The sequence below is a fragment of the Pseudomonas sp. LJDD11 genome (assembly GCF_024584215.1).
Taxonomy (GTDB): domain Bacteria; phylum Pseudomonadota; class Gammaproteobacteria; order Pseudomonadales; family Pseudomonadaceae; genus Aquipseudomonas.
The window spans coordinates 48,909-74,152 of record NZ_JANJFL010000030.1 but is presented as its reverse complement, the minus strand read 5'-3'; the positions used below and the strand labels follow the sequence as shown (position 1 = coordinate 74,152).

Genomic DNA, 25,244 nt, shown 5'->3' with positions numbered 1-25,244 from the left:
TGCGGCGGCACGGCAATCAGCCAGCCGCCGCGCCACGCCAGCTTGTAGTCCAGTTGGCGGCGGAACTCGAACCAGCCCTGATCGAGAATGGCCCTGTTCAGGCCAGATTTGGCCCGAACGTTTCTTCCCGGTGCCTCGGCCGTGCCTGCCGCCGACCTGGACATATTGCGTACCTGCAAGTCCTCGATACACACCATCGCGTGGTTTTGGCTGATCGTGGTGGAGCACTTGTGCAGGTAGTCGCGGCGGGCATTGCCGATGCGGGAATGAATGCGCTGGACGCAGGCTTTCGCCTTCTTCCAGTTGCGGCTGAATTTGACCTTGCGGCTCATCGCCTGCTGCGCTTTGCACAGCGCGGTTTCATGGCGTTTGAAGCTGTTCAGTGGTGCGTAGAACGAACCATCCGAAAGCGTGGCGAACCGGGCAATGCCCATGTCGATGCCAACTGCCGCCCCCTGCGCCGTGGGCTGCTCATCGATCTGGCGTTCGGTCTGGATACTCACGAACCACTTGCCACACGACTGGCTCACGGTGATGTTCTTCACCGTGCCAGGCACCTCGCGGCTGTTGCGGTAGCGCAGCCAGCCCAGCTTGGGCAAGAACAGGCGGCTGTTGGTCTGGTCGAGCTTGATCTGTTTCGGGTCGGGATAGCGGAAACTGTCGCGCTGCCCCTTCTTCTTGAACCGGGGAAAGTCGGCTCGCTTGGCGAAAAAGTTGGCGTAGGCCCGCTCCAGATCCTTGAGGCTCTGTTGCAATGGGTGAACAGGCGCATCGGCCAGCCATGCGGTTTGCGGGCTATGGCGCCACTCGGTCAGCAACTTGCACAGGCCCGCATAGCCGAGCTTCTTCTCGCCTTGCTCGTGGCGCGCCTTCTGCAACGCCAGCGCCTTGTTGAAGACGAAGCGACAGGAACCCGCAAAGCGGCGCATTTGCCGCTCCTGCTGGCCGTCTGGCATGAGTTCGTACTTGAAGGCTTGAAGTCGTTGCATGCTGCTCTTGAGCCATGAGCAATGAAGACGACATTAGGCGCGGACGGCACGGTGTTTTCAAGGTGCATGCCCATGGGGTCTTTGTAACGAAATACCGCCGTAGAAGGGCATCTGTGTCGCCGTGTTACTGCGCTTCATCCTGTGGCGGTGCGTCCATCGAACAGCAGCAGACACCCCACTGCAACCAGGGACGGCTACGCCGTCCGCGCTATCCTTCCCCGCCCTGAACGGCGGGGCTTGTCGCGCCCCGATGGTCAAATCCTGCGTTTGCGGTTCAGGCTCGGGATGGTGGTCGCCGGAATGACCTGTGGCTGCTGCGCCTCATGCCGGGTGTGCAGCGCCAGATCCGCCAGGGTCGGATGGCTGAACAGCGCGCGGGCATCCGCGTGCAGGCCGGCCTGGCGCATCCGTGCCACCAGGGTCACGGCCAGCAACGAGTGACCGCCCAACTCGAAGAAGTTGTCGTCGCGCCCTACCCGCTCGACCCCCAGCAATTGCGCCCAGATCCGCGCCAGGGTGGTCTGGGTGTCGCCTTCCGGCGCCCGATAGTCACGGCTGAGCACCGCGTCCTGGCCGGGTTCGGGCAGCGCCTTGCGCTCGACCTTGCCGTTGGGGCTGAGCGGCATGACCGGCAGGCAGACGAACGCCGAAGGGGTCATGTAATCCGGCAGCTGTTCAAGCACATGGGCGCGCAGAGCTTCGATACCCGGAGCGCAATGCCCCGCCAGCAGGGTGAAATAGGCCACCAGACGCTGTTCACGCAGCAGCACCACCACCTCGTGCAGCGCCACATGCTGCATCAGCCGCGCTTCGATCTCGCCCAGCTCCAGGCGCAAGCCATGCAGCTTGACCTGGAAGTCATTGCGGCCGAGAAACACCAGATTACCGTCTGCCTCCATGCGCACCAGATCGCCCGTTCGATACAGCCGGTCACCGGCCACAAAGGGGCTGGCGATAAAGCGCTCGGCGTTATGTTGACTCAGGCCTTTATAGCCACGCGCAACGCCCACCCCGCCAACATGCAACTGGCCGCTCACGCCTTGCGGCACCGGCCGGTCATGGGCATCGAGCACGTAGGCACGGGTATTGGGCAAGGGACAACCAATCGGTAGCGCATTGTCCGGCAGCGGCATGTGCGGCTCCAGCGTGAAGGCGCTGCTGTCTACGGTGGCCTCGGTGGGGCCGTAGACGTTGTGCAGCCGCACCTGCGGCAAGCGCTCACGAACCTGACGGGCCAGCGAGGCCGTCAGCTCGCCGCCGCCACACACCACATCGGTCAGGCTGGTGCACTGCTCGACACCCTCGGCATCGAGAAACTGCTGCAACAGCGCCGGCACGAACTTGACCACACTGATGCGCCGCTGGCGAACCTCACGCACCAGATAGTCCGGGTCGCGATGCCCGTCCGGCGCGGCCAGCACCAGCCGCAGCCCGGCGGTCAGCGGCCAGAAGAACTCCCACACCGAACCGTCGAAGCTGAACGGCGCCTTTTGCAGTAATGCCGCATCCGGACGCGGCGGGATCAGTTGCGAGCCCCAGTGCACCAGGTTGCATAAACCGCGATGCTCGATCATCACCCCCTTGGGGGTGCCGGTAGAGCCTGAGGTGTAGATCATGTACGCCAGGTTGGCGGCGTTGAAACCGACAGGCTGCGGGTTGCTGTCGGGATGTTGCTGCCAGTCGCACTGGTCGAAATCAAGCCGCGGGAGCTCATGCAGGCTCAGTTGCGCGCGGGTCGCGGCATGCACCAGTAGCGCCACTGGCGCGCTGTCGCGCAGCATGTAGTCCAGACGTTCGGCCGGGTAGCCGGGGTCCAGCGGCACATAGGCGCCGCCGGCCTTGAGAATGCCCAGCAAACCGACGACCAGCTCCACACCGCGCTCCACGCACAAGGCCACTCGCTGATCAGGTTTGACCCCGAGGGCAATCAACCGATGCGCCAGGCGGTTGGCTTCAACGTTGAGCTGGGCATAGCTCAGGCTGCGGTCTGCGGCTTGCAGGGCGATGGCCTCAGGCGTGCGCCGCACCTGAGCCTCGAACAGGGTTTGCACGCCCTGCTCGATGGGCCAGTCGGTAGCGGTTGCGTTGTAGTCCAGCCACCAGCGCCGGACTTCGTGATCAGGGGTGACCGCCACCTGATGTAAAGGTTTATGCGGCTCGCACTCCAGTGCCTGAACCAGCCCCTCGATGGCGGTGCGCAGATAGTCCAGAACCCGTTGCGCGCCGATCTGGCGCGGCACCCGCGCGCTGAGCCGGAAACCGCTGTCCGTGTCGTCGACTGCCAGCATCAGGGCGTAGCTAACCACTTCAGTGCTGCTCAATAGCTCGATACCCGGCAGTTTTGCTTCATCCTGATTTGCTGCATGCCGGTAATTGAGCAGGCTGTTGAACAGCGGCGTACTGCCCGTCAGCGCGCTGCACCGCAGCACCTGCGCCAGCGGCGCATGCTCATGGGCCAGCAACGCGGCCAGCCGCCCATGCACATCAACAGCAGCGCGGCTGACACTCTGGCCGGCGAGCTTGACCCGCAGCGGCAAGGTATTGATGAACATGCCCATGGCCCGGTCGGCACCGTCGCCGGCCAGCAGACGGCCGAGCAGCACCGTACCGAACACCACATCGTCGCGCCCGGCCAGCAGGCTCAGCACCTGGGCCCAGGCCAAGTGATAGAGGCTGGCCGGGCTGACGCCCCAATGCCGCGCCTCATGACGCAAGCGCTCGGCCAGGCGCTGGTCCAGCCAGGCCCGCGCCTCTTGATGGTCACGGTCGTCGAGCGGGCGCTCACGCAGGTCGAAGGCCAGGGTCGGCTCGTCAATATCTCCCAGCCATTCACGGAAGAACACCTCATGCCCGGCCTGATGATTGCCCGCCCCGGCCTGGGCCACATAATTGCGATACGGCACCGGTGCGCTCAGGGTCGCACCGGCCCCCTGCAACAGGGCATGAATTTCGGCCATCAGCACCGCCGTGGAGGTGGCGTCGTTGATCAGGTGGTGGAACTGCAACAGCCCCAGCCAACGCCCTTGCTGCACATCTTCAGCACCGGCCAGCGCCATCATCGGTGCGCGGCAAATATCCAGCGGGCGCCGCGCGGCATCGAAACGCTCGCGCAATTGCTGCTGCGCATCGCCCTGCCGGGCATCCAGGCTCAGGTTTTCAACGCTTAGGCGGGCCTCACGCCAGACCACCTGCACCGGTTGCTCAAGCCCCTCCCAGAACAGGCTGGTGCGCAGAATGTCGTGACGATCAATCACCTGCTGCAGGGCCGCCGCAAACGCCTCGAAACGCTCGCGGCTGGCAAACGCGAACAGCGCGTGCTGTTGATAGGGATCACGCTCACCGGCAGTCATATGGTGATAGAGCAAGCCTTCCTGCAGTGGCGCCAGCGGGTAGATTTCCTGCACATTGCGCGCCCCTCCCGGTACTGTGGCGACGATCCGCTCGATGTTGGCCTGGTCCAGTTGCAGCAGCGCCAGCATGTCACCGGTGATATGTTCGCAATCGGCCGGCACGCGATTGGCCGCCACGCTCACTTCACGGTTGCGGCCCACCGCAGCGGCGAGGTTGGCCAGGGTCGGCTGGCCGAACAGCACCTGCACATCGGCGCTCAGGCCCTGTTGGCGCATGCGCTCGATCAGTTTCACGGCCAGCAGCGAATGCCCGCCCAGCTCAAAGAAATGATCCTGACGGCCCACCTGCTCAACCCCCAGCAGCTCGGCCCACAATGCCGCCAGAACGGTTTCGGTTTCGCCTTCGGGCGCCTGATACTCGCGACGCAACAGGGCCTCGGCGTCGGGTGCAGGCAAGGCGCGGCGGTCCAGCTTGCCGTTGGCAGTCAGCGGCCATTGCGCCATGCGTACATAAGCGTTCGGCAGCAAGGCCGCCGGCAGACACAACTTGAGATGCTCGTGCAGAGCGCCGGGATCGACCGGCGAAAGCTCGGTGAACCAGGTCAACAGTTGCCCGTCATGCACCTGCGCCACCGCATCCTTGACGGCCGCATGGCTGCTCAGCGCGGCTTCAATCTCGCCCAGCTCGACCCGCACACCGCGGATCTTCACCTGGTCGTCATTACGGCCCAGATATTCGAGATTGCCATCGGCCAGCCAGCGCACCAGGTCGCCGGTGCGGTACATCCGCCCGCCATTGAACGGGTCAGTCAAAAAACGCTCAGCGGTGAGGTCTTCACGGTTCAGATAACCGCGAGCCACACCGGCACCGCCGACATACAGCTCACCGACCACACCGATTGGCACCGGCTGCTGTTGCTCGTCCAGCACGTAAGCTTTGGCATTGGCCATCGGCTTGCCGATATGCAGCAGCTCACCCACCTGCATGACGCCAGAGGTCGCCACCACCGTGGCTTCGGTCGGGCCGTAGTTATTGACCACCGCAAAGCCTGGATCACGCTGGAACTGGCGCAGCCGGTCACCGCCGATTAACAGGGTCTTGAGGGTCGGGTGCGGCTGTTGCTGGCTAAAGGCGTATTCGGCAACAGGCGTGGACAGGAAGCTGACGTCCAGCGGCTGAGCCCGCCACCAGTCGAGCAAGGCTTCGATGTCCTGTTCGCCGTCCTGAGTCGGGGCCAGATGCAGGGTCGCGCCACTGCACAGTGCCGGCCAGATTTCCCAGGCCATGGCGTCGAAGCCGAAGCCGGCCAGGCTGGAGGTGTGCTTGCCCACGCCCAGATCGAAAGCCTCGCAGTGCCAGTCCACCAGATTGTTGAGGGTCTGGTGCTCGACCATTACACCTTTGGGCAAACCGGTGGAGCCGGAGGTGTAGATCACGTAGGCCAGGTTATTGACCGTGGCCCGTTGAGTCAGCTCGCCGTTCAGCTGCGCTACAGGCAGACGGTCCAGCTCAATCACCGGCACCGACAACACCGGTAGCCGGCCAACCAGCTCGCTCAAGGTCAGCACCACCTTGGGCTGGCTGTCACTGAGCAGGTAAGCCAGCCGCTCGGCCGGGTGCGCCGGGTCGACCGGCACGTATGCGCCACCGGCTTTAAGCACCGCCAGCAACCCCACCAGGGTGTCGAGGCCACGGCGGGCCACCACGGCCACCCGCTCATCGGGCTGCACGCCCTGCGCCAGCAATTGGGCCGCCAGGCCGTTGGCGCGTTGCTCCAGTTGCCCATAGCTCAGGCTCTGGCCCTGATACACGGCGGCTACGGCGTCGGGCCATTCGGCAGCCTGCGCGGCCACGCGCTGGTCAATGGTCAGGCGCTGTGGGTAACAGGCCTCGCTGCGATTCCAGGCATCCAGTTGAGCCTGCTCGGCCGGGGTGGCGATGCTCAGTTCGGCCACTTTCGCGGCTGGGTTGTCCAGGGCCTGTTCCAGCACATGCATCAACCGTTCAGCCAATGCCTCGATGTCGGCGGCCTGGAAATACGCCTCGTTGTACACGTAATGAATCCACACCCGGTCGTTGTAGCGGTTGCTGCGCAGGTGGATGGCCAGCGGCGTCGGCTCATGGCGGTTGGAGACCTTGACGGTATGGGCCAATGCGTCGCCATAACGGTAGTCGTGGTCGTCCTGCTCATAAGACACCGTGACCTCGAACAACTGCGCACGGTCCTCACGCAGCAGACCCAAGGCACGATTGAGTTCACTCAGTGGCAGGCGCTGGTGGCGGAAATCCTGGCGCAACTCGTCACGTATGCCCTTGAGCAGCTCAACAAAACTCAGCTCGCGGCCAAACGGCATGAGAATCGGGCTGACCTGGGCAAACAGGCCCACAGTCGACTTGAAGCGCGCCCCGGCCCGATTGAGGATCGGCATGCCCACCACCCACTCGTCGCGTTGTTCGGTGCGGGTGAAATACACATGCAACATCGCCAGCAGCACATGAAAAGCCGATGCCTGAGACTCGCCGGCCAATTGTTTCATACGCTCGTGCAGCCCCGCGCTGAAGGGCTGCACCAGGCTTTGTCCCGGCAATGTCGGTGTTTCGCGATAACGCGGGGTCAGCAGCGGTGCCGGGATACTGCGATATTTATCCAGCCACCAGTCAAGGTCACGGGCATGACGTGGCGAACCTTGATACACGGCATCGTCTTCAACGAACGCGGCATAGGCTGGCGCGGCTTGCGGGGCTGGCTGCCCGGCGAGCAATGCACTGTAGATTTCCCCCAGCGACTTGAGCATCTGGCCAAAGCCCCAACCGTCAAGAATCAGGTGATGCGCCTGGGTCGCCAGAAAGTGCCGCTGCTCGTTGAGCCGGATAAGAAAGAAGCGAAACAGCGGCCCGCCATCAAGTGCATAGCTGCGGCGCATCTGTTCCTGGATCAGCGCCTGGGCCGCACTGTCGGGGTCATCGAACTGCGAACAGTCGTACTGCGGCAGGTGCACGGCTGCGTGGCCGGCAAAGTGCTGCATCGGCAAACCGTCGACACCAGCACCGGGCAACAGCACGGTCCGCAACGCATCGTGTCGGGCCACCAGTTGTTCAATCGCGCGCTGCAGCAGTTCCGGCGCCAGGCTGCCCTCAAGCTCGACATACCCGCCGATGTTATACAGCGGTGAATCACCCCGGCTCAGTTGATCGAGCCAGATATCACGCTGGGCACAGGTCAAGGCGAAGGTTTCGGTACAGGCAGGCCCAAGGGCTTGGGCAGCGGCGCAGGTGGAGTTCATAAGATCCGTCTCAGCTGATTCTGCGCGGTATTCAAGCACTGCCCTGTTGGGCTGCCTGCCCCCTTAAACCCGGACAACTTGTTGATGCGCGCCAAAGCCACACTTGTGCCGGCGGTTAGTTCACCGCCGCAGCGCCTAAATTCGTGTAGGAAATAAGATATAGATGCTGCACGTGATTGCCGCATCAAGCTTATCGTCACGCAATATTTCTCGTGTAATCAATCGTTTGCAGAGCACTGAAAACTACCCGCACGCGCTCGTCAAGCACATATCCCCTTAAGAAACTGCAACTCAAATCGTCTGATTAATTGACAGGAGTTGTCCCCGGTTCCCACTACAGACGCTGACCGTTACATGGGCTTAAATCCAGAGCGAGTCAGCTCTCAACCGAGCACGTGCAGAGGATGCCACCCGACTTGGTTCCAGGAAGGCAAAAAAGATGAACATCACCGACAGTATGCAAAATAGCCACAGCCCACACCTCTACTTTCATCTGGGCGAACTGATTTCCAGTACCGGCGATGATGACTTCGCGGCCATGATGTTCCGGCTCATCGAACCGCTGGTGCCCCTTGACGGCCTGCAACTGAGCGAATGGACCCTGGACCAGCCCCAGACTGACGCGGTGCAGATCAGGCAGCTCGGCAGCCAGGGTCAGGCACCCATAACCGCCCAGCCCGAGCACCAACAGACACTGCTGCAGCATATGCGGGTCATGACTGAAGCCCTGCTGATCCAGCCGCGTGCGCCCTTGAGGCGGCGCCTGGGCCCAAACGCCGCGCACCACTGCAGCCTGGTTTCACATGCTGGTAACCGCCGTTGGGTCATCACCCTGCTGCGTCAGCCTGGGCAACGCTTGTTTTCCCTGGCCGAACTGTCGTTTCTTAAAAGCCTGTCCGACACCTTGTTGCCGTTGGTCGAACGACACGCGCAGGCCAGCAGGCTCTGCCTGCTGCGCCGCCCGGAATCAAACGCCGGCGAGCAGCCGGTGCGGCCCTTGCGCCAAGCATTCAGTGAGCGGCTGGCGCTGGGCGAGATCACCTTGTCGGCCCGCGAGCAGGAGGTCTGCCTCGGCCTGTTGACCGGTGGCACCGTCCCGCAGGTGGCCGAGAGGCTCAAGGTCAAAAACAGTTCGGTGGAAACCTACCTGAAACGGGCGGCCGCCAAGCTCGGGGTCAGCGGCCGCCACGGCCTGGCCAGATGGATGGCCGGCACCTGAATAACGGCAAGCCGATGCTCAGCGCCGCGCCTGACGCAATACCCCGGCGAGTTGCTCAAGGGCCGCCGGCACATCCTGGGTCCAGTCCAGCGCATAGCTGATGCGTAGCTGCTGGCGGTGCAAGCCGCTGAGGCTGAACAGCTCGCCAGGGGCAATCACCAAGCGCTGACTCAGTAGAGTGTCGAATACCTGGCGCAGGTCCACACCCTGTTGGGTCTGCGTCCAGATACCACTGCCGCCAGCAGGTAACTCATAGCGCAACCAACAACCCAGGTGCTTGTCGAGCAGTTCACCCATGCCTTGCATGCGCTGCTCAAGCAGGTGACGCAAGTCCGCCAGGTGCTGGTCCAGGCGGCCGCTGTTACACAGCCGGGCAACGGCCTTCTGGCGAATCGGCGGCAAGTCAAAGGCGCGCAGCAGAAAGTACTCCTGCCAGCGCTGGTCGAACTGTTTGCACAGCAGATAACCATAGGGCGCTTCAGGGCCCAGCGCCTTGTCGAAACTGCCAAGGATCAACAGCCGTTGCGGGTCGATCAACTCGCGCAGCGGCGGGCCATTGCGCTCAAAGGCCAGTTCGCCATGGCTGTCGTTCTCCAGTACCCATATCCGATAGCGATTGAGCAATTGCGCCATGGCCCTGCGGTTGTCGCCAGGTTGCAGCGTGCCCCTGACCGGATTGATCGTCGAAGGCAGAATCGCCAGGCTGACCGAATGCTCCAGCAACAGGTGATCCAGATCGGTCAGGTTCACCCGGCCGTCGTCGGCCAGCGGCATTTCCAGTACCTGGACGTTCAGCGACTGCAACAGCCGCAACAGCGTCCAGGTGCACGGTGACTCAACCAGCACCGTGCTGCCGCCCAGCTGCAGCACCTGAACGACCGCCTTGAGCATGCCGAGCAAGTCCGGGCCGATATAAACCTGCTCGGCGTGCCAGCAATCCCGAGTGTCCCGGGTGTAGCGGGCCGCCAGGGCGCTGCGCAGTTCCAGATCACCAAACGGTTGAAAACCGCTGTCCAGGGGGCGCGGGTACTGACGCACCAACTCGCGCTCCATGGTTTGCAGCGCGCTTTCCAGCGACAACAACAGATGCGGCTCATCACCCGAAAGCATGGTGCAGCCGGGCCGCCGCACATTACGGTACAGGCGTTCAAGCACGCTATGGCCTTCGCCGGCCAGTTCATCTTCAAAACTGCCCGGCACCGCGTAATAGCCTGACTTGGGCACCGAGCAAATGCGCCCTTCCTGCTCCAGCAGCGCATAGGCACTCTGGATGGTCGAAATCGATACCCGCAGGCGCCGGGCCAACTGGCGCAGCGACGGCAATTTGAGCGTCGAGTCGGTTTGTACCTCATTAATCAGGCGTACGAGATAGCGATACACCGCCTGATAGGCGAAATCGTCTTTTTCTTTCATGACAGGCCTTCCGGCAAAGGGATTGAATCAGGCTGAGCGAACGCGTCGCCGTTCAGGATCGGCCGCGCGTACGCGGGCGATGATCGAGTCGGCGGCAGCGAAATTGACCCGCGACTTGCCGTACAGGCTTTGCAGTTGCGCCAGGGTCAGGCCGCTGATATCCAACAACCACTGCACCACCTGATCGGCAGCAGGCTGGCCGGACAGTGCTCGATGCAGGTCAGCCACCGCCACCAGCATGCCGGGATGGCAAGTGCGCAGAAACACTTCCAGGCCCAGGCCTTTGTCAGTGAACGGCGAGAACAGCATGCACACCAGTTGCGCCTCGTTTAGCCCGTACGCCTGTTGGGCAAACTCAGCGGCCAGCACACGCCGCGCCTCGATACGTGATTCGCCGTGATAGGCACTGAGCGCCTGATCGATCAGACGTGCCGGCACCTGTTTGTTGCGCATCTGGCGTTGCGCGTGCTGTAAGTAGCCTGCAATACCATCGGCATAGTCACGATGCTCGACAAACTGCGCACGTAGGCCCTGCATATGCGCCATCAGCAAGGGGTTGGCGCAGTCCGACTCACTGAAACTGAACGCCAGGTCATCGAAGCGAAACTCTAGAAACTCGGTAAGCAAGTTCCAGTGCTCATCGGCCCTGCCGGGAAACAGGTCGTTGAGCGGCACCAGCACCGGCGCCAATGGCTTGTCTGGTGGTGTCAGCGGCTCAATTGCTTGTGGCTCGCCATGCAACGCTTCGCGCCAGTCCTGAGCAAGACCGTGCAGGCTGCGCATGACACTCTGAAAAGTCTGGTTGCGCCAATGCCCGGTGTGTTCGCCGCGGCCTTGCGCCAGACGCATCAGCCAGGTGATGTACTGCTTCTGCTCTTTGCGTGGATCGCCGCTGGCCACCGCGCCCACGCCCTCCCCCCAGGTCAGGGCGCGCGACAGCGAGTCCGCCAGGTTCAGGTGGCAACTGTCGCAGAAGGTGCTGCGCCCCTCGCCCGCCGACAAATGCCCGGCCAGCAGCATATCGGTACGGTTTTGCTCGCGACCGGCGCTGGAGAACGGCAGGTCCGGCTCAAAGGCGTGCACATACTGGTTATCAAACACCAGCATCTCGACGCGCGGATCATCGTAGAGAAACAGCGCCGAATAGGTACGGTGAATATTGCCCAGCACATCGCTGCTCAAACCGCTGTGGCGCATGGTCGCCACGCGCAGATTGAACGTGCCCGGCGCCCGGGTGCAGATACTCAATTGCGCGGCGCGCAACAGTGCCAGGCTGTAGGCGCTGTCTTTGCCGCCACTGAACGGCAGCAGAATCCTGAACTGGCTGATCTGCTCCAGCCCGCCCGCAGCAACAATCAGGCGCTGGATCAGCAACTGCAGGGCTGTGCGCTCGGCGCGGGTCATGTAACCAAGCAGGCGCTGCAACACCTGCTGGTAGACATAATTCATCGCTTGCTCGTGAATGTCGCTCATCATCATTGTCCCGCGCTCCAGGAGATTGAAACACGAAGCTGCTGACTGTTGGTCTTGTTATCAAACATGGCTCGTTCCCTGAGTAATAATTCTCAACTCATTATCGGGATCGTCTGCACGATTACAAGCAACACTGTTTTATCCAAAGATGGACAATTACCCATAATTAAACGGCAAATTAAACAATACGCACTTATTAACAGTTGCTCGTTATGGGTTTAAACATGCTCATCTGCAGCTGCCACACGCCGCGCCGCTCAAGTCGTTGAAGGCAGGCGCGGCAGGTTGGCGAAGCCGTTGCAGTGGATTATCAATGATCGCCTGAGCGGCGCAGAGGTTTAAACGCGACAGACAATGACAGAAACCTGCCTGATTGCGTAGCGAACTTTCCTACAACAAGACATGTAACCCGTAGGAGCTGCTATAGCAGCGAAAGCTCAGCGAGACTTCGGTGCGAAAGCTTCGCAGCTAAAGCTGCTCCTACAAGCAAGGGGGGTTAACTATTCAAGCGTCAGCCAACTCCAGTACCGCACGGCCACCAATCGGACAGCCATCCATATAACGGTGCGCCTGGGCCACCTGCTCGAATGGGAATGGACGGACCGCCAGCGGTGTCAGCACACCATCGGCCGTCAACTGGTTGATATCACGCAGCGCACGCTGCAGCGCCTCATTATCCGGATCGATGCCCAGTGCCGGCTTGCCAGTGAAGTTGCCCAGGCAATGCAGATAGAACTGGATGTTCTTCTGGAACGCCGCACACGCGGGGAATGGCGTCTGGTTGCCGCCCTGCAGCCCATAAAGAATCAGGCTGCCGCGTGGCGCGAGGACATCGCCCATGATCGACATCTGCGGGCCGCCCATGCCGTCGAACACCACATTGACACCTCTATTGTCGGTGTACTTGTTGACCGCCATGAGCAAGTCCTGCTCTTCGGTGACCACCACCTTGTCGGCACCCAGCGCCAGCAGATACTCGCGAGCATCTTCGGTCTTGGTCGCGGCAATCACCCTGGCACCGAGGGCTTTGCCCAATTGCACGAAGCACGGCCCGGCACAGTGGCTGGCATCGGTGACCAGTACGGTCTGACCCGGCTTGATACGCGCCAGATCCACATAGGCAAAATAGGCAATCAGCAGAGGCGTGTAGTGCACGCTGGCCTGCACCGGGGTCAGCACATCGGGATACCGGACCAGCGCCGAGCGCGGCAGGACAATCACCTCGCCATACACTGGATGCTGATTAGGGTCGGCGGATGGAAAGCTTGCCACCGCATCGCCCAGCGCGAGGTCTTCAACCCCTTCACCGAGGGCAGTGACCACACCGGCCATTTCCTGGCCGATCCCGGCCGGTAGCCGCGCCGGAGTACACGCCAGATTCTGCCGCCAGAGAACGTCGTACCAGCTGATGCCGATGGCCTGGACACGCACCTGCACTTCACCGGGCGCAGGCAACGGGTCCGGGTGCTCTTCAATCTTGAGCACCTCGGCCGGGCCGAACTGGTTGAAACGGATCGTGCGGGACATTGAGAACCTCGCCTTATGAACCTGAATGCCCTGCACTTTATCCGGGCTTTTCCGGCAGGACCAGTCAGTGGCTATTAATAGTCGACATGCCTGTCATTGATTCGTCATTGGACCGCATGATGCAGCGGATGACTCAAAGGCGGTCATTGTGGCATCCAAATGCCACATTGCAACCGCCTGCACAGTTGATTCTTGCCACACCGACAATAATCCAAGGCTTACCTGATGATGGCTTTTACCCTTACTATGCGCACCACAGCATGTTTGCCCGACGCCCCGCACCGGGTACATCGACCACCGTTCCGAGCCCCCACGTATGAACCGCAACGACCTGCGCCGCGTCGACCTCAACCTGCTGATTGTCTTCGAAACCCTGATGCACGAACGCAGCGTGACCCGCGCCGCGGAAAAACTGTTTCTCGGTCAACCGGCGATCAGCGCCGCCTTGTCGCGTCTGCGCGGGCTGTTCGACGATCCGCTGTTCGTCCGCACCGGCCGCAGCATGGAGCCCACCGCCAGGGCCTCGGAAATCTTCGCCCTGCTGTCACCGGCCCTGGACTCCATCTCAACCGCGGTCAGCCGCGCTTCGGAATTCGACCCGGCCACCAGCAACGCGGTGTTCCGGATCGGCTTGTCCGATGAAGTGGAGTTCGCCCTGCTGCCGTCACTGCTCAAGCGCCTGCGCTCCGAGGCGCCCGGCATCGTGCTGGTGATCCGGCGGGTCAACTACTTGTTGATGCCGGCATTGCTGGCTTCAGGGGAAATATCTGTCGGGGTCAGCTACACCAGCGACCTGCCGGCCAACGCCAAACGCAAAATCCTGCGCAAAAGCCGCCCGCAACTGCTGCGCGCCGACTCCGTGCCTGGCCCGCTAAGCCTGGACGACTTCTGCGCCCGACCGCACGCTCTGGTATCGATCGCCGGCGACCTGACCGGTTTTATTGACGAGCACCTGGAAAAATTGGGCCGCAAACGCCATGTGGTACTGGCCGTGCCACAGTTCAACGGACTGTCTACCCTGCTGGCCGGGACCGACATCATTGCCACCGTGCCGGATTATGCGGCCGAAGTGCTGACGGCCAGTGGCGGGGTCCGGGCCGAGGATCTGCCGCTGGAGTGCCAGACCTTTGAACTGCACATGGCCTGGCGCGGCGCGCAGGATAATGATCCGGCGGAGAGATGGTTGAGGTCGCGGATTCAGATGTTTTTTGGGGATCCGGATAGCCTGTAACGGAATCCCACTAAACTCCATAAAACCTTTAATTAACAACAAGTTATTGGTTTTTTAAGTCCATAGCCGTCTGTCTAAATCCAATGGATTCCACGACTCATGGGGGCATCATTGGGGGCAAATTTCGGTTCCTTAAAAAAGGGTGCCCCCACCGATGCCCGCAGATAATGCGGTTGTTTTCAAACGAAAACTCAGCGATGCCTTGATCCGCTCACTGACCGAACCCGGCAAACACGCCGATGGCGAAGTTCCTGGCCTCTACTTGGAGGTGAGGGCGTCGAATAAGGTTGGCAAATCCCCTTCCAAGGTTTGGCGATTGAAGTATCGGCTGCATGGGAAGGAAAACCGCTTCTCCATCGGCGCTTACCCCGATATTAGCCTCAAGGAGGCGCGCGACATTGCTCGCGGCGCGCGGCGCGACGTGGCTAATCACACCGCCCCGCTCAAGGCCAAGACCGCCAAAATCGAGGCACAGTTGCTCATGGGCTGACTATTTAGACCAATTACGGCAAAACGCTGCGCTAATGACTCTCTGCGCGACATAATAGTCCAGACATGTCGACCGAACACTGTCACGTAACGCTTGTATCGATCCCTCCAGAGTCGAGGATTGCCAAAGCCTATTCATCGCCGAATTTCGCTGATGCTTACTCGATCGAACTGCCATCCGGAGCGTCATCCAATCCTGAACTTTTGGCCAGGTTCATCCTCTCCCACCGAGCGCCGTGGATCAGCAGCCTCATAGCGATCCGAGATGCGACCGTTGGCAGGTTCGGCCTCAAGACTGCCAAGCAACTCAATTCACTTGCAGCGCAGAGCGAGACAGGTCGTATCGGCATCTTCAAGATCTACGGCGCCAGTCCGACCGAAATTGTCCTTGGCGGAGACGATAAGCACTTGGACTTCAGGCTCTCTGTTTTCTGCTCCAACTCAGTTGTCGCCAAGCGGCAAACGTCAACTGACTTTCTCAACCGCTGTCCATTGCCACAACCGCCTTGGTCGCCTTTATATTTTTGTCATCGCCCCGCTCCACCGCTTGATCGTTCGATCCAGTCTTCGTAGTGCCGCACGACTCGGATGGCCGTTGGCCACAGAGGCGTGAGCTAGACCCCAGTCGCCATGCGTCGCCCACAGAGGTTAACCGTATTTGAGTAAACAGCGCTTGCTGAGGTTCACGGCGGCCCCCAGCCACTCTGCTGCACCCCAGCCCTAAAGCCGCTGGCGTAGGCGCAGTATCGTGGCGGGAGGAGCTGGCTTTTTCTGTCTGAGCACTGGCTTTACGTAACGGTCTTTGAGCATGGCAGTTGCAGCGCCGATAATCGTGCGCGGCCCAGGTTCCCGATCGTTTCCCGTGGTCTGGCCACGCATGCGCAGATGACTGAACGGCCGAACTAAATCCTCGCCGCTACCAGTAAACTCCTCGCGACTTCTTCGCAAACGGGGCTGCAGCAATAGTTCCGAAGGGAAAACGTGAGGACGATAGTGAGTGTTGATTTTTGACGACCCAACGTCATTGCGGGCGGGACTTGGTGGGATGAGCCGTCTCTTCCTGGCGCATGGCACATCAGCACAACAAGTTGCCCACGAGTTGCTTTGGCTCATGCGGCAGTCGCTTTAGGTGTGACGCATATCGTAAAACTGACGGTGCTGGGGCCTGCATCAAGACTGCATGCTTTCGACTGGCACATGGAGGTCGACGCGCACTTTGCCCGGCAGGATATCGGCTATACCCTTTTGCGCCCATCATCTTTCGTCGACATCTTGGCGCGGGCCGGTGCTCCGATTGCCGAGGGCTCATGAGGGGCGCTGCGGGTAACGGCCGAGTCAACCTGATCGACACGCGGGATGTGGCCAAAGCGGCACGCGTTGCGCTTCTCGATATTACTGATATTGACTCCCAGACGGCATACCAACTCGAGGGCCCGGCGACGGTCAGCATGATGGAGATTGCTGACGAACTCTCGCTGCTGTTGGGCAAAACGATTGTTTATCAGCATCGCCCCCTGAGAATCACCGCGAGGTATTGATCGATTCAGGCGGCAGGGAGCTGACGGCCGATGTCTTGCTTGGGATCGATCAATTGTTCAGAGGATCGGTGCTTGCCGAAACGACAAACACTGAGACCGACCTGACTGGTAAGGCACTACGATCGGTCAGTGCCTGGTTGAGAGCTAGAATATCTCTGCGTTTCATAACCGGTGACATCGAGCAGACCGCCCTGAGTGCAAGGTGCCGCCCGGGAACGCCCCCTCTGTCCTGGGCAACGTCTATGTCCAACGGCGGCTAGATCTTAGACCATGAAATTAACCAAATAAAAACGCCGTGCCCAGTAGGCACGGCCAATGAAGGAGCGGACTGGTTCAGGTCAAGACCTGGACTTCAGCCAGTGCGCTTAGATTGGGATTTATTACGCCATCAGCGGATAGTCTGTGTAGCCTTCTTCTGCGCCGCTGTAGAACTTGGATGCATCCGGTGTTGCCAGTGGAGCACCTTGGCGGAAGCGTTCAGGCAGATCAGGATTACTGATAAACAGCGTGCCGAATGTGACTGCATCAGCCAAGCCACCTTCCAGCACCTGTTCCGCAGACTCCCGGTCGTAGCCAACATTCAATACGAAAATCCCTGAGAATCGCTTGCGAGCGCCCGGTGCCAGAGGTTTAGCACCTTCCGGCAGGGTTGAAGACTCCATAAAATGCAGAATGCCAACGTTCTTCTTTTCCAGCGCATCTACCGCGTACATATAGGTCTGCTCGAGATTGGAGTCGCCCATGTCGTTGTACGGAATGCGTGGTGACAACCTGACCGAGACTCGGGCCGGCCCGAAGACCTTTATTGCAGCATCGGTAGCCTCAAGGAGGAACCGAGCCCGCTTTTCCACAGTGCCACCATACTCGTCGGTTCGCTTGTTTGAACCGTCTTCCAGAAACTGCGCAGGCAGGTAACCATTGGCTCCGTGAACCTCAACGCCATCGAAGCCCGCATCCTTTGCAGCCTGCGCAGCCTTTTCATAGTCTGCGATGGTGGCCTTGATGTCATCAAGGGTCATTTCGCGCGGGGTCACAGAAGGCTTGATGCCTTCTGGCGTGAACGCTTGGCTATTGAAGGGGACTGCCGATGGCGCCACTGGCAGTTCTCCACCATGGAAATCAGGGTGTGATGCTCTACCTGTATGCCAAAGTTGCGCAAAAATCAGACCGCCCGCGTCATGAACTGCCCGAGTTACCTTCTTCCACCCCGCAATTTGCTCGGTAGTATAGATACCTGGGGTATTCGTCCACCCGACCGCTTGGTCGCTGATCTGGGTGCCTTCCGTGAAAATGAGTCCTGCTGATGCGCGCTGCGCGTAGTACGTTGCGGTCAGTTCGTTGGCGACCTGATCGTTGGATCGACCTCTGGTCATCGGCGCCATGAATACCCGATTCTTGAAGGTGAGCTCTTTGTTGCTCAAGGGGGTCAGAAGCTTCAGCTTTTCCATGTTTTCTCCATATACCGTTTATTGATGTCCCGCTCGCCTTGATGTTTAGTCAGGCGCGGCGTCACCGAAGAGGTGCTTCTTGTCGGATGAACAATTGGCGCATCGCAGCTTGCCGACAAGAGCAACGAACGAAGGTGACGGCTCGGACCGCTTGCCTCGAAAGTGAGGACTATCATGATGGTATATGGAATAAACCTAGTGTCTATTAGGCACTTTTCTTCGCCTTAGTAGGTTTGTGGAAACCTACTGCCTGACAACATTCAGGCTTCGCTGTTGGCCTGACAACGGAGCAAAAGGACGGAAGCGGATGTGGGCGAGGCGAGAAATCGCGACATGGGCGCTGCCGGCTAATCTCTAGCGATTAGCAACGCTATTTAGCTGCGGTAAATGCACGTGCCACACTCCAACGCAATCCTGTATTCGTGGATTTTGGATGATGACCCAACCCTTATTATCCAGGCCGACCGAGCCGACGCTGAGGGTTGTGGCTCCGATGACTTTCTTCGCCCAGCCCACGTAGTTCAGTCCGTTTTTAGGGTCAATTTCGGGGAACTCAGGACCCCAGAAGCATCGCCGCGAGCAATGCAGAACATCAAGCCCCGCCTCAACCGATGCCAGCAGCTAGTATCCCATCAGCGCAGACATCTCGGCTGGACGCACGCCAAAAGTCCTGCTGCGTCCATCGGCATGATGGTCGGCTGATTGGTGCCGGCCAGCAGAACTGATCGATCAGATAACCGTGAGCCCCATGGATTTCCATGGTTTCGAAACCCAGTCACTTAGCATCCGCCGCTGCCTTGGCAAAAGCCGCTAAGGTGTCTGCGATATCCCCTTCGCTCATTGACACACCGCGTGGCTCGTTTGGCGAGTTGAGTCCAGAAGGGCTTGGAACCGGTGCATCAGGCTTCCAGCCGCTGACGTCAGGCGCTGCTACGGTGTGCCAAAGTTGCGGCCCCATGCGGCCACCCGTGATATGGACAGAATCGATTACGTTCTTCCATCGGCCAACGCTGCCTCACCGTGGAAAAAAGGAATGCCGGAACCGTCACGTGAAGCGGGAAGGTTTGACATTGTATGGGTTCCATTTACTTTCGGAAGCCATATAAGTATATTTTTTAGACCTAATATGAATTAGGCACCTAGAATAGCCTAGGTATACATGAGGAAACTTCGATGCTGGAATTAAAGCCCCAATGTTTTTCGTCGGACTGCCCTAGCCGAGCGTTGTTCGACCAAATCGCAGACAAATGGTCGATGATGGTCCTGGCTGTGCTTGACGACGGGCCGCATCGTTTTAATGCCATCAGGCGCCGCTTGGAGGGGGTAACTCAGAAAGCACTTACTCAGTCCCTGCGGCGGTTAGAACGAAATGGCATCGTCTCGCGCCAGATTATTTCGTTCTCACCCGTGGCAGTGCAGTATGAGATCACCCCACTTGGTCAAACATTGCAGCAACCCTTTCGCGAATTGCATAAATGGACGCTTGATAAATTGCCTGATGTTGAGGCTGCCCGGTTGAAGTTTGATGAGGCGGCACAAAAAAACCTGACAGAGTGATTTATTATTAACACACCACCACCGGCCACCTGAAACGCGTTATATCTTCAATTTGCCCCACCCCCCTAGCCCTACTAACTCTACATGAGCGCCTAGGATTACCGCGCATACCGCGTAGTGGTTAACAACGACGGCCTCCCTTACCGTCTCTTGCGACCTTTTTAAAAAGTCAACACCTTTCTGAAATTGGCTCATTTACCAAGGCAGAAAATGGTCGAAATGCCACTGACGTCGTGCATCCGTCGAAGGGGACATTCATTAGTTTTGCAAATTAATGAATTTAAAAAGCAAAATTCCATTGGGCCTTCGGTGGGAAGAAAAAACTGAATTTAACATCGGTGCCTTCGAAGTGCCCGGAAACGCGGTGCGTCAGAACAGGCCTTTTCAAATCTTCCTGGCGGTCTATTACCGGGCGATCAAACTGCGGATCGATGCAGTCCTGAGTGATGAACATTATCCCGCCCGGTGGTGTTTCACAGGTCTGGGCTTGTGACACTGCCGAGGCAATTGTGGACAACCCGCTCAGCGATACGGCGATGGCCAGTGCAACATATTTGGGAGTAACGGACTTCGTATCGAAACCGTTAACGCGGTGGGAGTCTTTGCCATGCGGGGAAGGCCCCAGAGTCAGTTTTTTGCGATATCCATAGTGACTGTAAAATTCCTCAGGCGCACCAATGACGGCACGCCGACACGTAAGAGCTAGAGTTTGTAGTTCAATGTCATGCGTGTGTAACGCGGTGCACCATAACTCACAGTGTCGAAATCCCCTTCTGCGTTGCGGATTTTTTGTCAACCACATTATTGACATTGATTGACACGTCCATGTTCCTTGTCAGTTCATAACCCGCCATGAGTGACGTCAACACATAAGGATCTTGTTCCGCTAGACGGATAGGTTACCTGCCACCCTCACCTTCACAAAGCAAAGAAAAGAAAAGCCGTCACACCTTGTTTTCAGGCCATGCCAACATTGCGAGATCAATAAGGCCGTCAAGGGTCTGGCTGTTCGCACCGACTGAAGGTAGATTTACAACAGCCTGTAGTATTCCAAAGTAATACCAAGCCAGTAGATCCAAATCGACATCCTGCCCTACCTCACCCTCCTGCTGACCCTGAGTCAAAATGTCCACAATAATCTGCCGTTGCTGACAGGCCGCAGAATTCGCGGCGTGCTTTCCCTCGACAGTGAGGTCTTCTTGCTCAGCGTTGCTGCGAGATATCAGGCAGCCAAGCGGACGCTTAACGTCAGACTCCCTCGGTAGAAACTCACGTAGCAGTGCTTCCACGCTCGTCTTGGATGTCTGTGCGCGAGTCGATTTCATTCGCGTCGTGACGCGGTCGGTATACAGCTGAAGGGACTCGTTGAAGAGCCCACCCTTGTCTCCAAACCGCTGATACAGGCTCGATCGAGATAGACCCGTTGCCTTGGACAGATCGCTCACAGATGCATTTGCGTAGCCGTGACGCCAGAAAACACCCGTTGCCGCTTTCAGGACGGCACCTTCGTCATATTGCGGTTTGCCACTCATAAATCCTCCGTTGACAACATGGAACGATCAGACCAACATACCTGGACTGATCGTTCCATCATAGAGGAAGATTTTTATCATGCACAATCAATCGACTAATCGGACGCAAGCACTCAGCATCGCTGTCGCTGGCGCTACGGGTCGTGTAGGACGGCGATTGATCAGTCTGTTAGCGCAAGACCCAGTAACGATACTTGCCCTCACACGTCAGAAATCAACCACCCCCTTCCCCGAAGGAGTGGCCACTGCAGAGCTGGATTTTGATCAGCCATCAACTCTCATGAAAGCGCTTGCAGGTGTCGACAAACTGTTCATTGCCCATGGCACTTCCCCGCAACAGGTCGCCAACGAGATAGCCCTCATTGACGCAGCAGTAGAAACGGGCGTCCGTCACATCGTGAAGCTTTCGGTTATGGGACCCTCAACCCCGATGAATCCATTTGCCTGGCATTCGTTGATAGAAGCGCATCTGGGTCAACGATCCATAACTTCTACCGTGTTGAGACCCACGACGTTCATGGACGTACTAAAGCGTGCTGGCAGCGCTGTTGCCTCGGGTACCTGGGCGGGTGCCGCAGGCAATGGGCGGGTGAATCTGATAGACAGCCGAGATGTAGCGGATTCTGCGCGCATAGCGTTACTGGAAGAGGTGGCAGTAGGATCCAAACGTGCGTATCACCTCACAGGGCCTCGGAATTGGACAATGCCGCAAATCGCGGAGGAATTGTCCGGACTGTTAGGCCATGAAGTTACCTATGCTCATCGATCCCCTGCCGCGCAGCATTATGAGTTAGTCGCTAACGGACTTTCACCGTTTGTTGCCGAGATTCTTGTTGGGCTTGATCGTATTTTCCATGACTCCGTACTGACAGAGCGGACCTTTACGGTTGAAGACCTCACCGGCACCCCGCCGCGCTCGCTGTCCGCCTGGCTTCGCGAGAACATTGATATTTTCAAGAAATAAGCCCAGCCACCATTAAAGACCCGTGTCTGCATCACTCTCAGAAGCCACGTAGTTATTCAATCGAGGTAAAGGCTGACTGAGGCCGACCAAGCAGCAGGCTCTACAATTGCGTTAATGGGCGTGCACTCAGGCCCGCCCAAACGATTACGCTGCATCGATAACGGCGATTTTATCATCCAACTTTAAGCTTCCACTGTAGGTTCTGACGATGAGAGCGTTCAAACACCCGAAAGCTGAGGAGTTCGTGCTTGAGCGTATTCTCTATGCTTTGAGCGACCCCGCGCGTATGGAGATGATTCGTCACCTTGCTGGCCGGGCTGAAGCGACCTGTGGTGAGTTAGATGGCGGTCGACCTAAATCAAGCGCTTCCCACCACTTCAGAGTTCTACGTGATGCTGGGCTGATGCGTACTCGCAGTATAGGCGCAACCCATATAAACTCTCTTCGCAAGGAGGAGTTGGAAATGCGATTTCCAGGGCTGCTTAACTCTATAATCAGTCATTCAAACTAGGAGGATATATACTTGGGAATGTCGATTGGAATTTGGATCTCTTAAGGCACCACCACAACGCGGATATAAATTGCAGAACTATGCTAATACGTTTTTTAGTAGAGCCCCAATCATTAGAGTAACGCACAGCGCTCGCAATGCAATATCTACGGCGGCATACACAATTAATATTCAGCCCCTCAATTGTTAACGCATACAAGCATCGGTTCAAGCGGACCCTCAATGCGTTCAACCAGCGTCGTTATGCAAAGCATACCAAGCTATCTTTTGAGGTCGAGGCGATAGATTCGAACCTTAACAAGGCGATTGAATGGCGATTGGGATATAAGGTTGTGGTTAATTGAAGATCTACTGGCTAGCGACCGCATTCCAGACGGCTACATCCTTCCAAACGTTATCCTTTGACCTACTAGGGATATCTTCCGCGCCTAGTTGACGCCAGTTCATTAAAGCGTATCTTTTCCTGTCTAAAATGACGACGCGACTCTACGTCTTGATATGATCCTGAGGACAGTCGCTACGAGGCCTGCCCTCCGAAAGAGGGGCCCTCTATGCGCGACCAGGCAGAACTCAACCCCATTGCAAAGCTGTTCTACAGACCTATTGAGGCCGCCATACGCTGGTGCGAATTGGTTGATTACGAGGCTCAAATTCTGGAGGTCGCATTAGACTGTCCAAGTCGGCTTCTCAATGCTTTTCCTCAATGGCCATGCCTGTTAGCGAATGTTGAAAAAATCCTCGATGCTGTTCGAAATCAAGAGCTACATTACGGAGCGTTGGGCGTAACGTTCAGGCCTGGGACACCTGTCGACCATAGCCTGCTTACCATTAGGCATTCAGACCTCAAGAAGTGGGTGCATTACTACCATCCAGATCAGCGGTCATCTTTTCTTTTCAATGAAAGAGCCTTGGTTCATGAATCGACTCACTCCAACACATACTCGATTTTACAGGCAGATCGGGATGCCCTGCAGGTGCAGTTGAAGAATACCGAAGCAAGGTTACAAGAGGTGATCGACGAGCTTAAAGCTGCGGGACTGGAGCGTGACGACCTACGCATGCTTGCCGAAAACAAACAGCAACTCAGCGATCAAAGCAGATCAAACTACTTGAACGTCATTGGTGCTCTTGTCGATCTCATATTGGGCTCAACCCGGAGCGGCTGTCCGATCCACTTACTGAAACGCCTATGTTGGTCACGCTGGAGGAGCTGCGACCCCACTACCCGCGCTTCATCCGTAATCCGCTATACGACGATATCAAGGCTTCGATCCGTGAACGGGGGCTGGATCAACCGCCACCGATTACCCGACGGCCGGATCAAACCTGTTTCATCATCCGTAACGGCGGTAATACGCGCTTGGCGATTCTCGGCGAGCTGTGGCAGGAAACTCGCGACGAGCGCTTCTTTCGCATTCATTGCCTGTTCCGACCTTGGATCAATGAAATCACCGCCCTACTCGGCCATCTGGCTGAAAGCGATCTGCACGGCCAACTCACTTTCATCGAGCGGGCTCTGGCGGTAGCCAAACTCAAAACCATGCTCGAAGCAGGGGGAAGCGTGTTCTCACAACGGGAACTGGCACGACATCTTGCCGCTGGAGGCTATCCGATTTCGCAGCCGCACATCAGCCGGATGCTGGACACTCTCGAACATTTACTACCCGCGATTCCACAAACCCCGTATGCCGGATTGGGTAAGCCTCAGATCGAACGCCTGATCAGCCTACGCAGCCAGGCAGAACGAACTTGGAACCGATATCCAACCGCCCCCGTTTAGTTCATCGATTTCTGGCTCGAGACCTTGGGCTATTTCGATGCAGAACCCGGATCATTCGATCTTGAGCAAATCCAGGATGAACTGCTCGAACGCATGAGCCACTTACTCGGACAGTCCTACCGTATGTTTGCCCTGGAGCTGAGCGACCCTGCTTAAGAGAAATGGCATTACCTGACTGTTGTTCTGGATCTCTACGCACGCCGCATTGTGGGGTCTTTTGGGTAGGCATGGCGTGCGCGTGGTGCCTTGGGACAGGTAGATAGCTATACCGTCAGCAGACCCTTAAGATGCATTACTGCGCTTTCCGGCGTTGTTAGAACAGGGCCGTTGAAAACTTTGCGTACTTCGCTCGCGGCTTGGGTCATGGAAAACTGAGCAAAACAAATCACGTCATAGCCCGTTAAAGCCGCAGCAGTTTCACGGATGATCCGATTATGCTCTGTAGCGTCTCCTTTTTTTAAGGCCTGCAGAGCGCCTTCGCAAAGTATAGGGGTGACTTCGATCGACTTACCAACCGATGATGCATGGGCAATAAAATCGTCAAGTATTGGACCGACTGCTGGTGAGAATGTGGTGAGCGCCGCGATGCGTAACCCCATAGACACCGCTTCGATCACCATGGCTTCGTTGGGCTTCAAGACTGGTTTAGAGTAACGCCGCTTGCACACCTCCATCGCATCGGTAAAGGCCGAACACGTATAAAGAACAGCATCGGCATCAGCGGCGAACGCGTGGCTGGCCAAATCGTGGATACGTCGTCTTAGTTTGTCGGTCAGACTTCCGGAGGCAGCGATGTCGATAGACAGGGAATCATCCCACAGGTTCATAAGCTGGGCTTCGGGCCACAGCGCTCGGAAGGTCTCATTGATAGGCGCAATAGAGACGTCGGTTGCATGAATCAAAAAAATTCGTGGTGGTCTGGACATGAGTTCTCTACT

Annotated in this window: 16 protein-coding genes and 4 pseudogenes; 10 read left to right on the top strand and 10 right to left on the bottom strand. The window is 58.2% G+C overall.

Features of this window, described 5'->3' with window-relative positions:
• Together NRB16_RS25355 and NRB16_RS25345 are read right to left on the bottom strand one after the other, a co-directional pair.
• Nucleotides 1-989, bottom strand: a 989-nt coding sequence (locus NRB16_RS25355) for a transposase (RefSeq protein ID WP_257107254.1), incomplete at its 3' end; no start/stop codon positions are given.
• Nucleotides 990-1,243: 254 nt separating this feature from the next.
• Nucleotides 1,244-7,624 carry a non-ribosomal peptide synthetase gene (locus NRB16_RS25345; protein WP_257107253.1) on the bottom strand — a complete coding sequence of 2,127 codons (6,381 nt, stop codon included), beginning with the start codon at nucleotides 7,622-7,624 and terminating at the stop codon, nucleotides 1,244-1,246.
• A 439-nt stretch (nucleotides 7,625-8,063) separates the two neighbouring features.
• Between NRB16_RS25345 and NRB16_RS25340 the strand changes: the two genes are divergently transcribed.
• Nucleotides 8,064-8,843, top strand: a complete 780-nt coding sequence (locus tag NRB16_RS25340) for a helix-turn-helix transcriptional regulator (RefSeq protein ID WP_257107252.1) — start codon at nucleotides 8,064-8,066, stop codon at nucleotides 8,841-8,843.
• An 18-nt stretch (nucleotides 8,844-8,861) separates the two neighbouring features.
• Here NRB16_RS25340 and NRB16_RS25335 read toward each other — a convergent pair whose 3' ends face one another.
• The 3 genes from NRB16_RS25335 to NRB16_RS25325 form a co-directional block, all read right to left on the bottom strand.
• Nucleotides 8,862-10,256, bottom strand: coding sequence for a PLP-dependent aminotransferase family protein (locus tag NRB16_RS25335; protein WP_045491556.1), 1,395 nt, complete (start codon nucleotides 10,254-10,256; stop codon nucleotides 8,862-8,864).
• A 27-nt stretch (nucleotides 10,257-10,283) separates the two neighbouring features.
• Nucleotides 10,284-11,729 carry a hypothetical protein gene (locus tag NRB16_RS25330; RefSeq protein ID WP_257107251.1) on the bottom strand — a complete coding sequence of 482 codons (1,446 nt, stop codon included), beginning with the start codon at nucleotides 11,727-11,729 and terminating at the stop codon, nucleotides 10,284-10,286.
• A gap of 504 nt (nucleotides 11,730-12,233) precedes the next feature.
• Nucleotides 12,234-13,256, bottom strand: coding sequence for a zinc-dependent alcohol dehydrogenase family protein (locus NRB16_RS25325; protein WP_257107250.1), 1,023 nt, complete (start codon nucleotides 13,254-13,256; stop codon nucleotides 12,234-12,236).
• A gap of 316 nt (nucleotides 13,257-13,572) precedes the next feature.
• Here NRB16_RS25325 and NRB16_RS25320 point away from each other — a divergent pair, with 316 nt between their 5' ends.
• The 5 genes and pseudogenes from NRB16_RS25320 (at nucleotide 13,573) to NRB16_RS25300 (ending at nucleotide 16,514) form a co-directional block, all read left to right on the top strand.
• On the top strand, nucleotides 13,573-14,487 hold the full coding sequence (locus NRB16_RS25320) for a LysR family transcriptional regulator (RefSeq protein ID WP_045491560.1): 915 nt from the start codon (nucleotides 13,573-13,575) through the stop codon (nucleotides 14,485-14,487).
• A gap of 154 nt (nucleotides 14,488-14,641) precedes the next feature.
• A pseudogene (locus NRB16_RS25315) lies at nucleotides 14,642-14,968 on the top strand (Arm DNA-binding domain-containing protein); the annotation flags it as partial.
• Between the two features lie 74 nt (nucleotides 14,969-15,042).
• A pseudogene (locus NRB16_RS25310) lies at nucleotides 15,043-15,351 on the top strand (DUF2867 domain-containing protein); the annotation flags it as partial.
• A complete protein-coding gene (locus tag NRB16_RS25305; RefSeq protein ID WP_257107257.1) occupies nucleotides 15,242-15,589 on the top strand; it encodes a DUF2867 domain-containing protein in 348 nt (115 codons plus the stop codon). The pseudogene NRB16_RS25310 and the gene NRB16_RS25305, both read left to right, overlap by 110 nt.
• A 694-nt stretch (nucleotides 15,590-16,283) precedes the next feature.
• On the top strand, nucleotides 16,284-16,514 hold the full coding sequence (locus tag NRB16_RS25300; protein WP_257107249.1) for a hypothetical protein: 231 nt from the start codon (nucleotides 16,284-16,286) through the stop codon (nucleotides 16,512-16,514).
• Nucleotides 16,515-16,894: 380 nt separating this feature from the next.
• Here NRB16_RS25300 and NRB16_RS25295 read toward each other — a convergent pair whose 3' ends face one another.
• Both NRB16_RS25295 and NRB16_RS25290 read right to left on the bottom strand, forming a co-directional pair.
• Complete coding sequence (locus NRB16_RS25295) at nucleotides 16,895-17,962, bottom strand: alkene reductase (protein WP_257107248.1); 1,068 nt, start codon at nucleotides 17,960-17,962, stop codon at nucleotides 16,895-16,897.
• 453 nt (nucleotides 17,963-18,415) lie between these two features.
• Nucleotides 18,416-19,036, bottom strand: a pseudogene (locus NRB16_RS25290) (12-oxophytodienoate reductase); the annotation flags it as partial.
• A 99-nt stretch (nucleotides 19,037-19,135) separates the two neighbouring features.
• Here NRB16_RS25290 and NRB16_RS25285 point away from each other — a divergent pair.
• Nucleotides 19,136-19,519, top strand: a complete 384-nt coding sequence (locus NRB16_RS25285; protein WP_257107247.1) for a helix-turn-helix domain-containing protein — start codon at nucleotides 19,136-19,138, stop codon at nucleotides 19,517-19,519.
• A 280-nt stretch (nucleotides 19,520-19,799) separates the two neighbouring features.
• Here the strand turns inward: NRB16_RS25285 and NRB16_RS25280 are convergent, their stop codons facing one another.
• Both NRB16_RS25280 and NRB16_RS25275 read right to left on the bottom strand, forming a co-directional pair.
• Nucleotides 19,800-19,973: a hypothetical protein gene (locus NRB16_RS25280; RefSeq protein WP_257107246.1), complete on the bottom strand. Its 174-nt coding sequence runs from the start codon at nucleotides 19,971-19,973 to the stop codon at nucleotides 19,800-19,802.
• Nucleotides 19,974-20,463: 490 nt separating this feature from the next.
• Nucleotides 20,464-21,051 carry a TetR/AcrR family transcriptional regulator gene (locus NRB16_RS25275; protein ID WP_257107245.1) on the bottom strand — a complete coding sequence of 196 codons (588 nt, stop codon included), beginning with the start codon at nucleotides 21,049-21,051 and terminating at the stop codon, nucleotides 20,464-20,466.
• 79 nt (nucleotides 21,052-21,130) lie between these two features.
• On the opposite strand from NRB16_RS25275, the gene NRB16_RS25270 reads away from it, so the two are divergent.
• From NRB16_RS25270 to NRB16_RS25260, 3 genes and pseudogenes are all read left to right on the top strand, one after another.
• A complete protein-coding gene (locus NRB16_RS25270; RefSeq protein WP_257107244.1) occupies nucleotides 21,131-22,015 on the top strand; it encodes an NmrA family NAD(P)-binding protein in 885 nt (294 codons plus the stop codon).
• 208 nt (nucleotides 22,016-22,223) lie between these two features.
• Nucleotides 22,224-22,526, top strand: a complete 303-nt coding sequence (locus NRB16_RS25265) for a helix-turn-helix transcriptional regulator (protein WP_257107243.1) — start codon at nucleotides 22,224-22,226, stop codon at nucleotides 22,524-22,526.
• A gap of 1,141 nt (nucleotides 22,527-23,667) precedes the next feature.
• Nucleotides 23,668-24,453 (top strand): annotated as a pseudogene (locus NRB16_RS25260) (ParB family protein); the annotation flags it as partial.
• A gap of 116 nt (nucleotides 24,454-24,569) precedes the next feature.
• Here the strand turns inward: NRB16_RS25260 and NRB16_RS25255 are convergent.
• The gene (locus tag NRB16_RS25255) at nucleotides 24,570-25,232 is read right to left on the bottom strand and encodes an aspartate/glutamate racemase family protein (protein ID WP_257107242.1); all 663 of its coding nucleotides are present in this window, start codon (nucleotides 25,230-25,232) and stop codon (nucleotides 24,570-24,572) included.
• Between the last annotated feature and the right edge of the window lie 12 nt (nucleotides 25,233-25,244).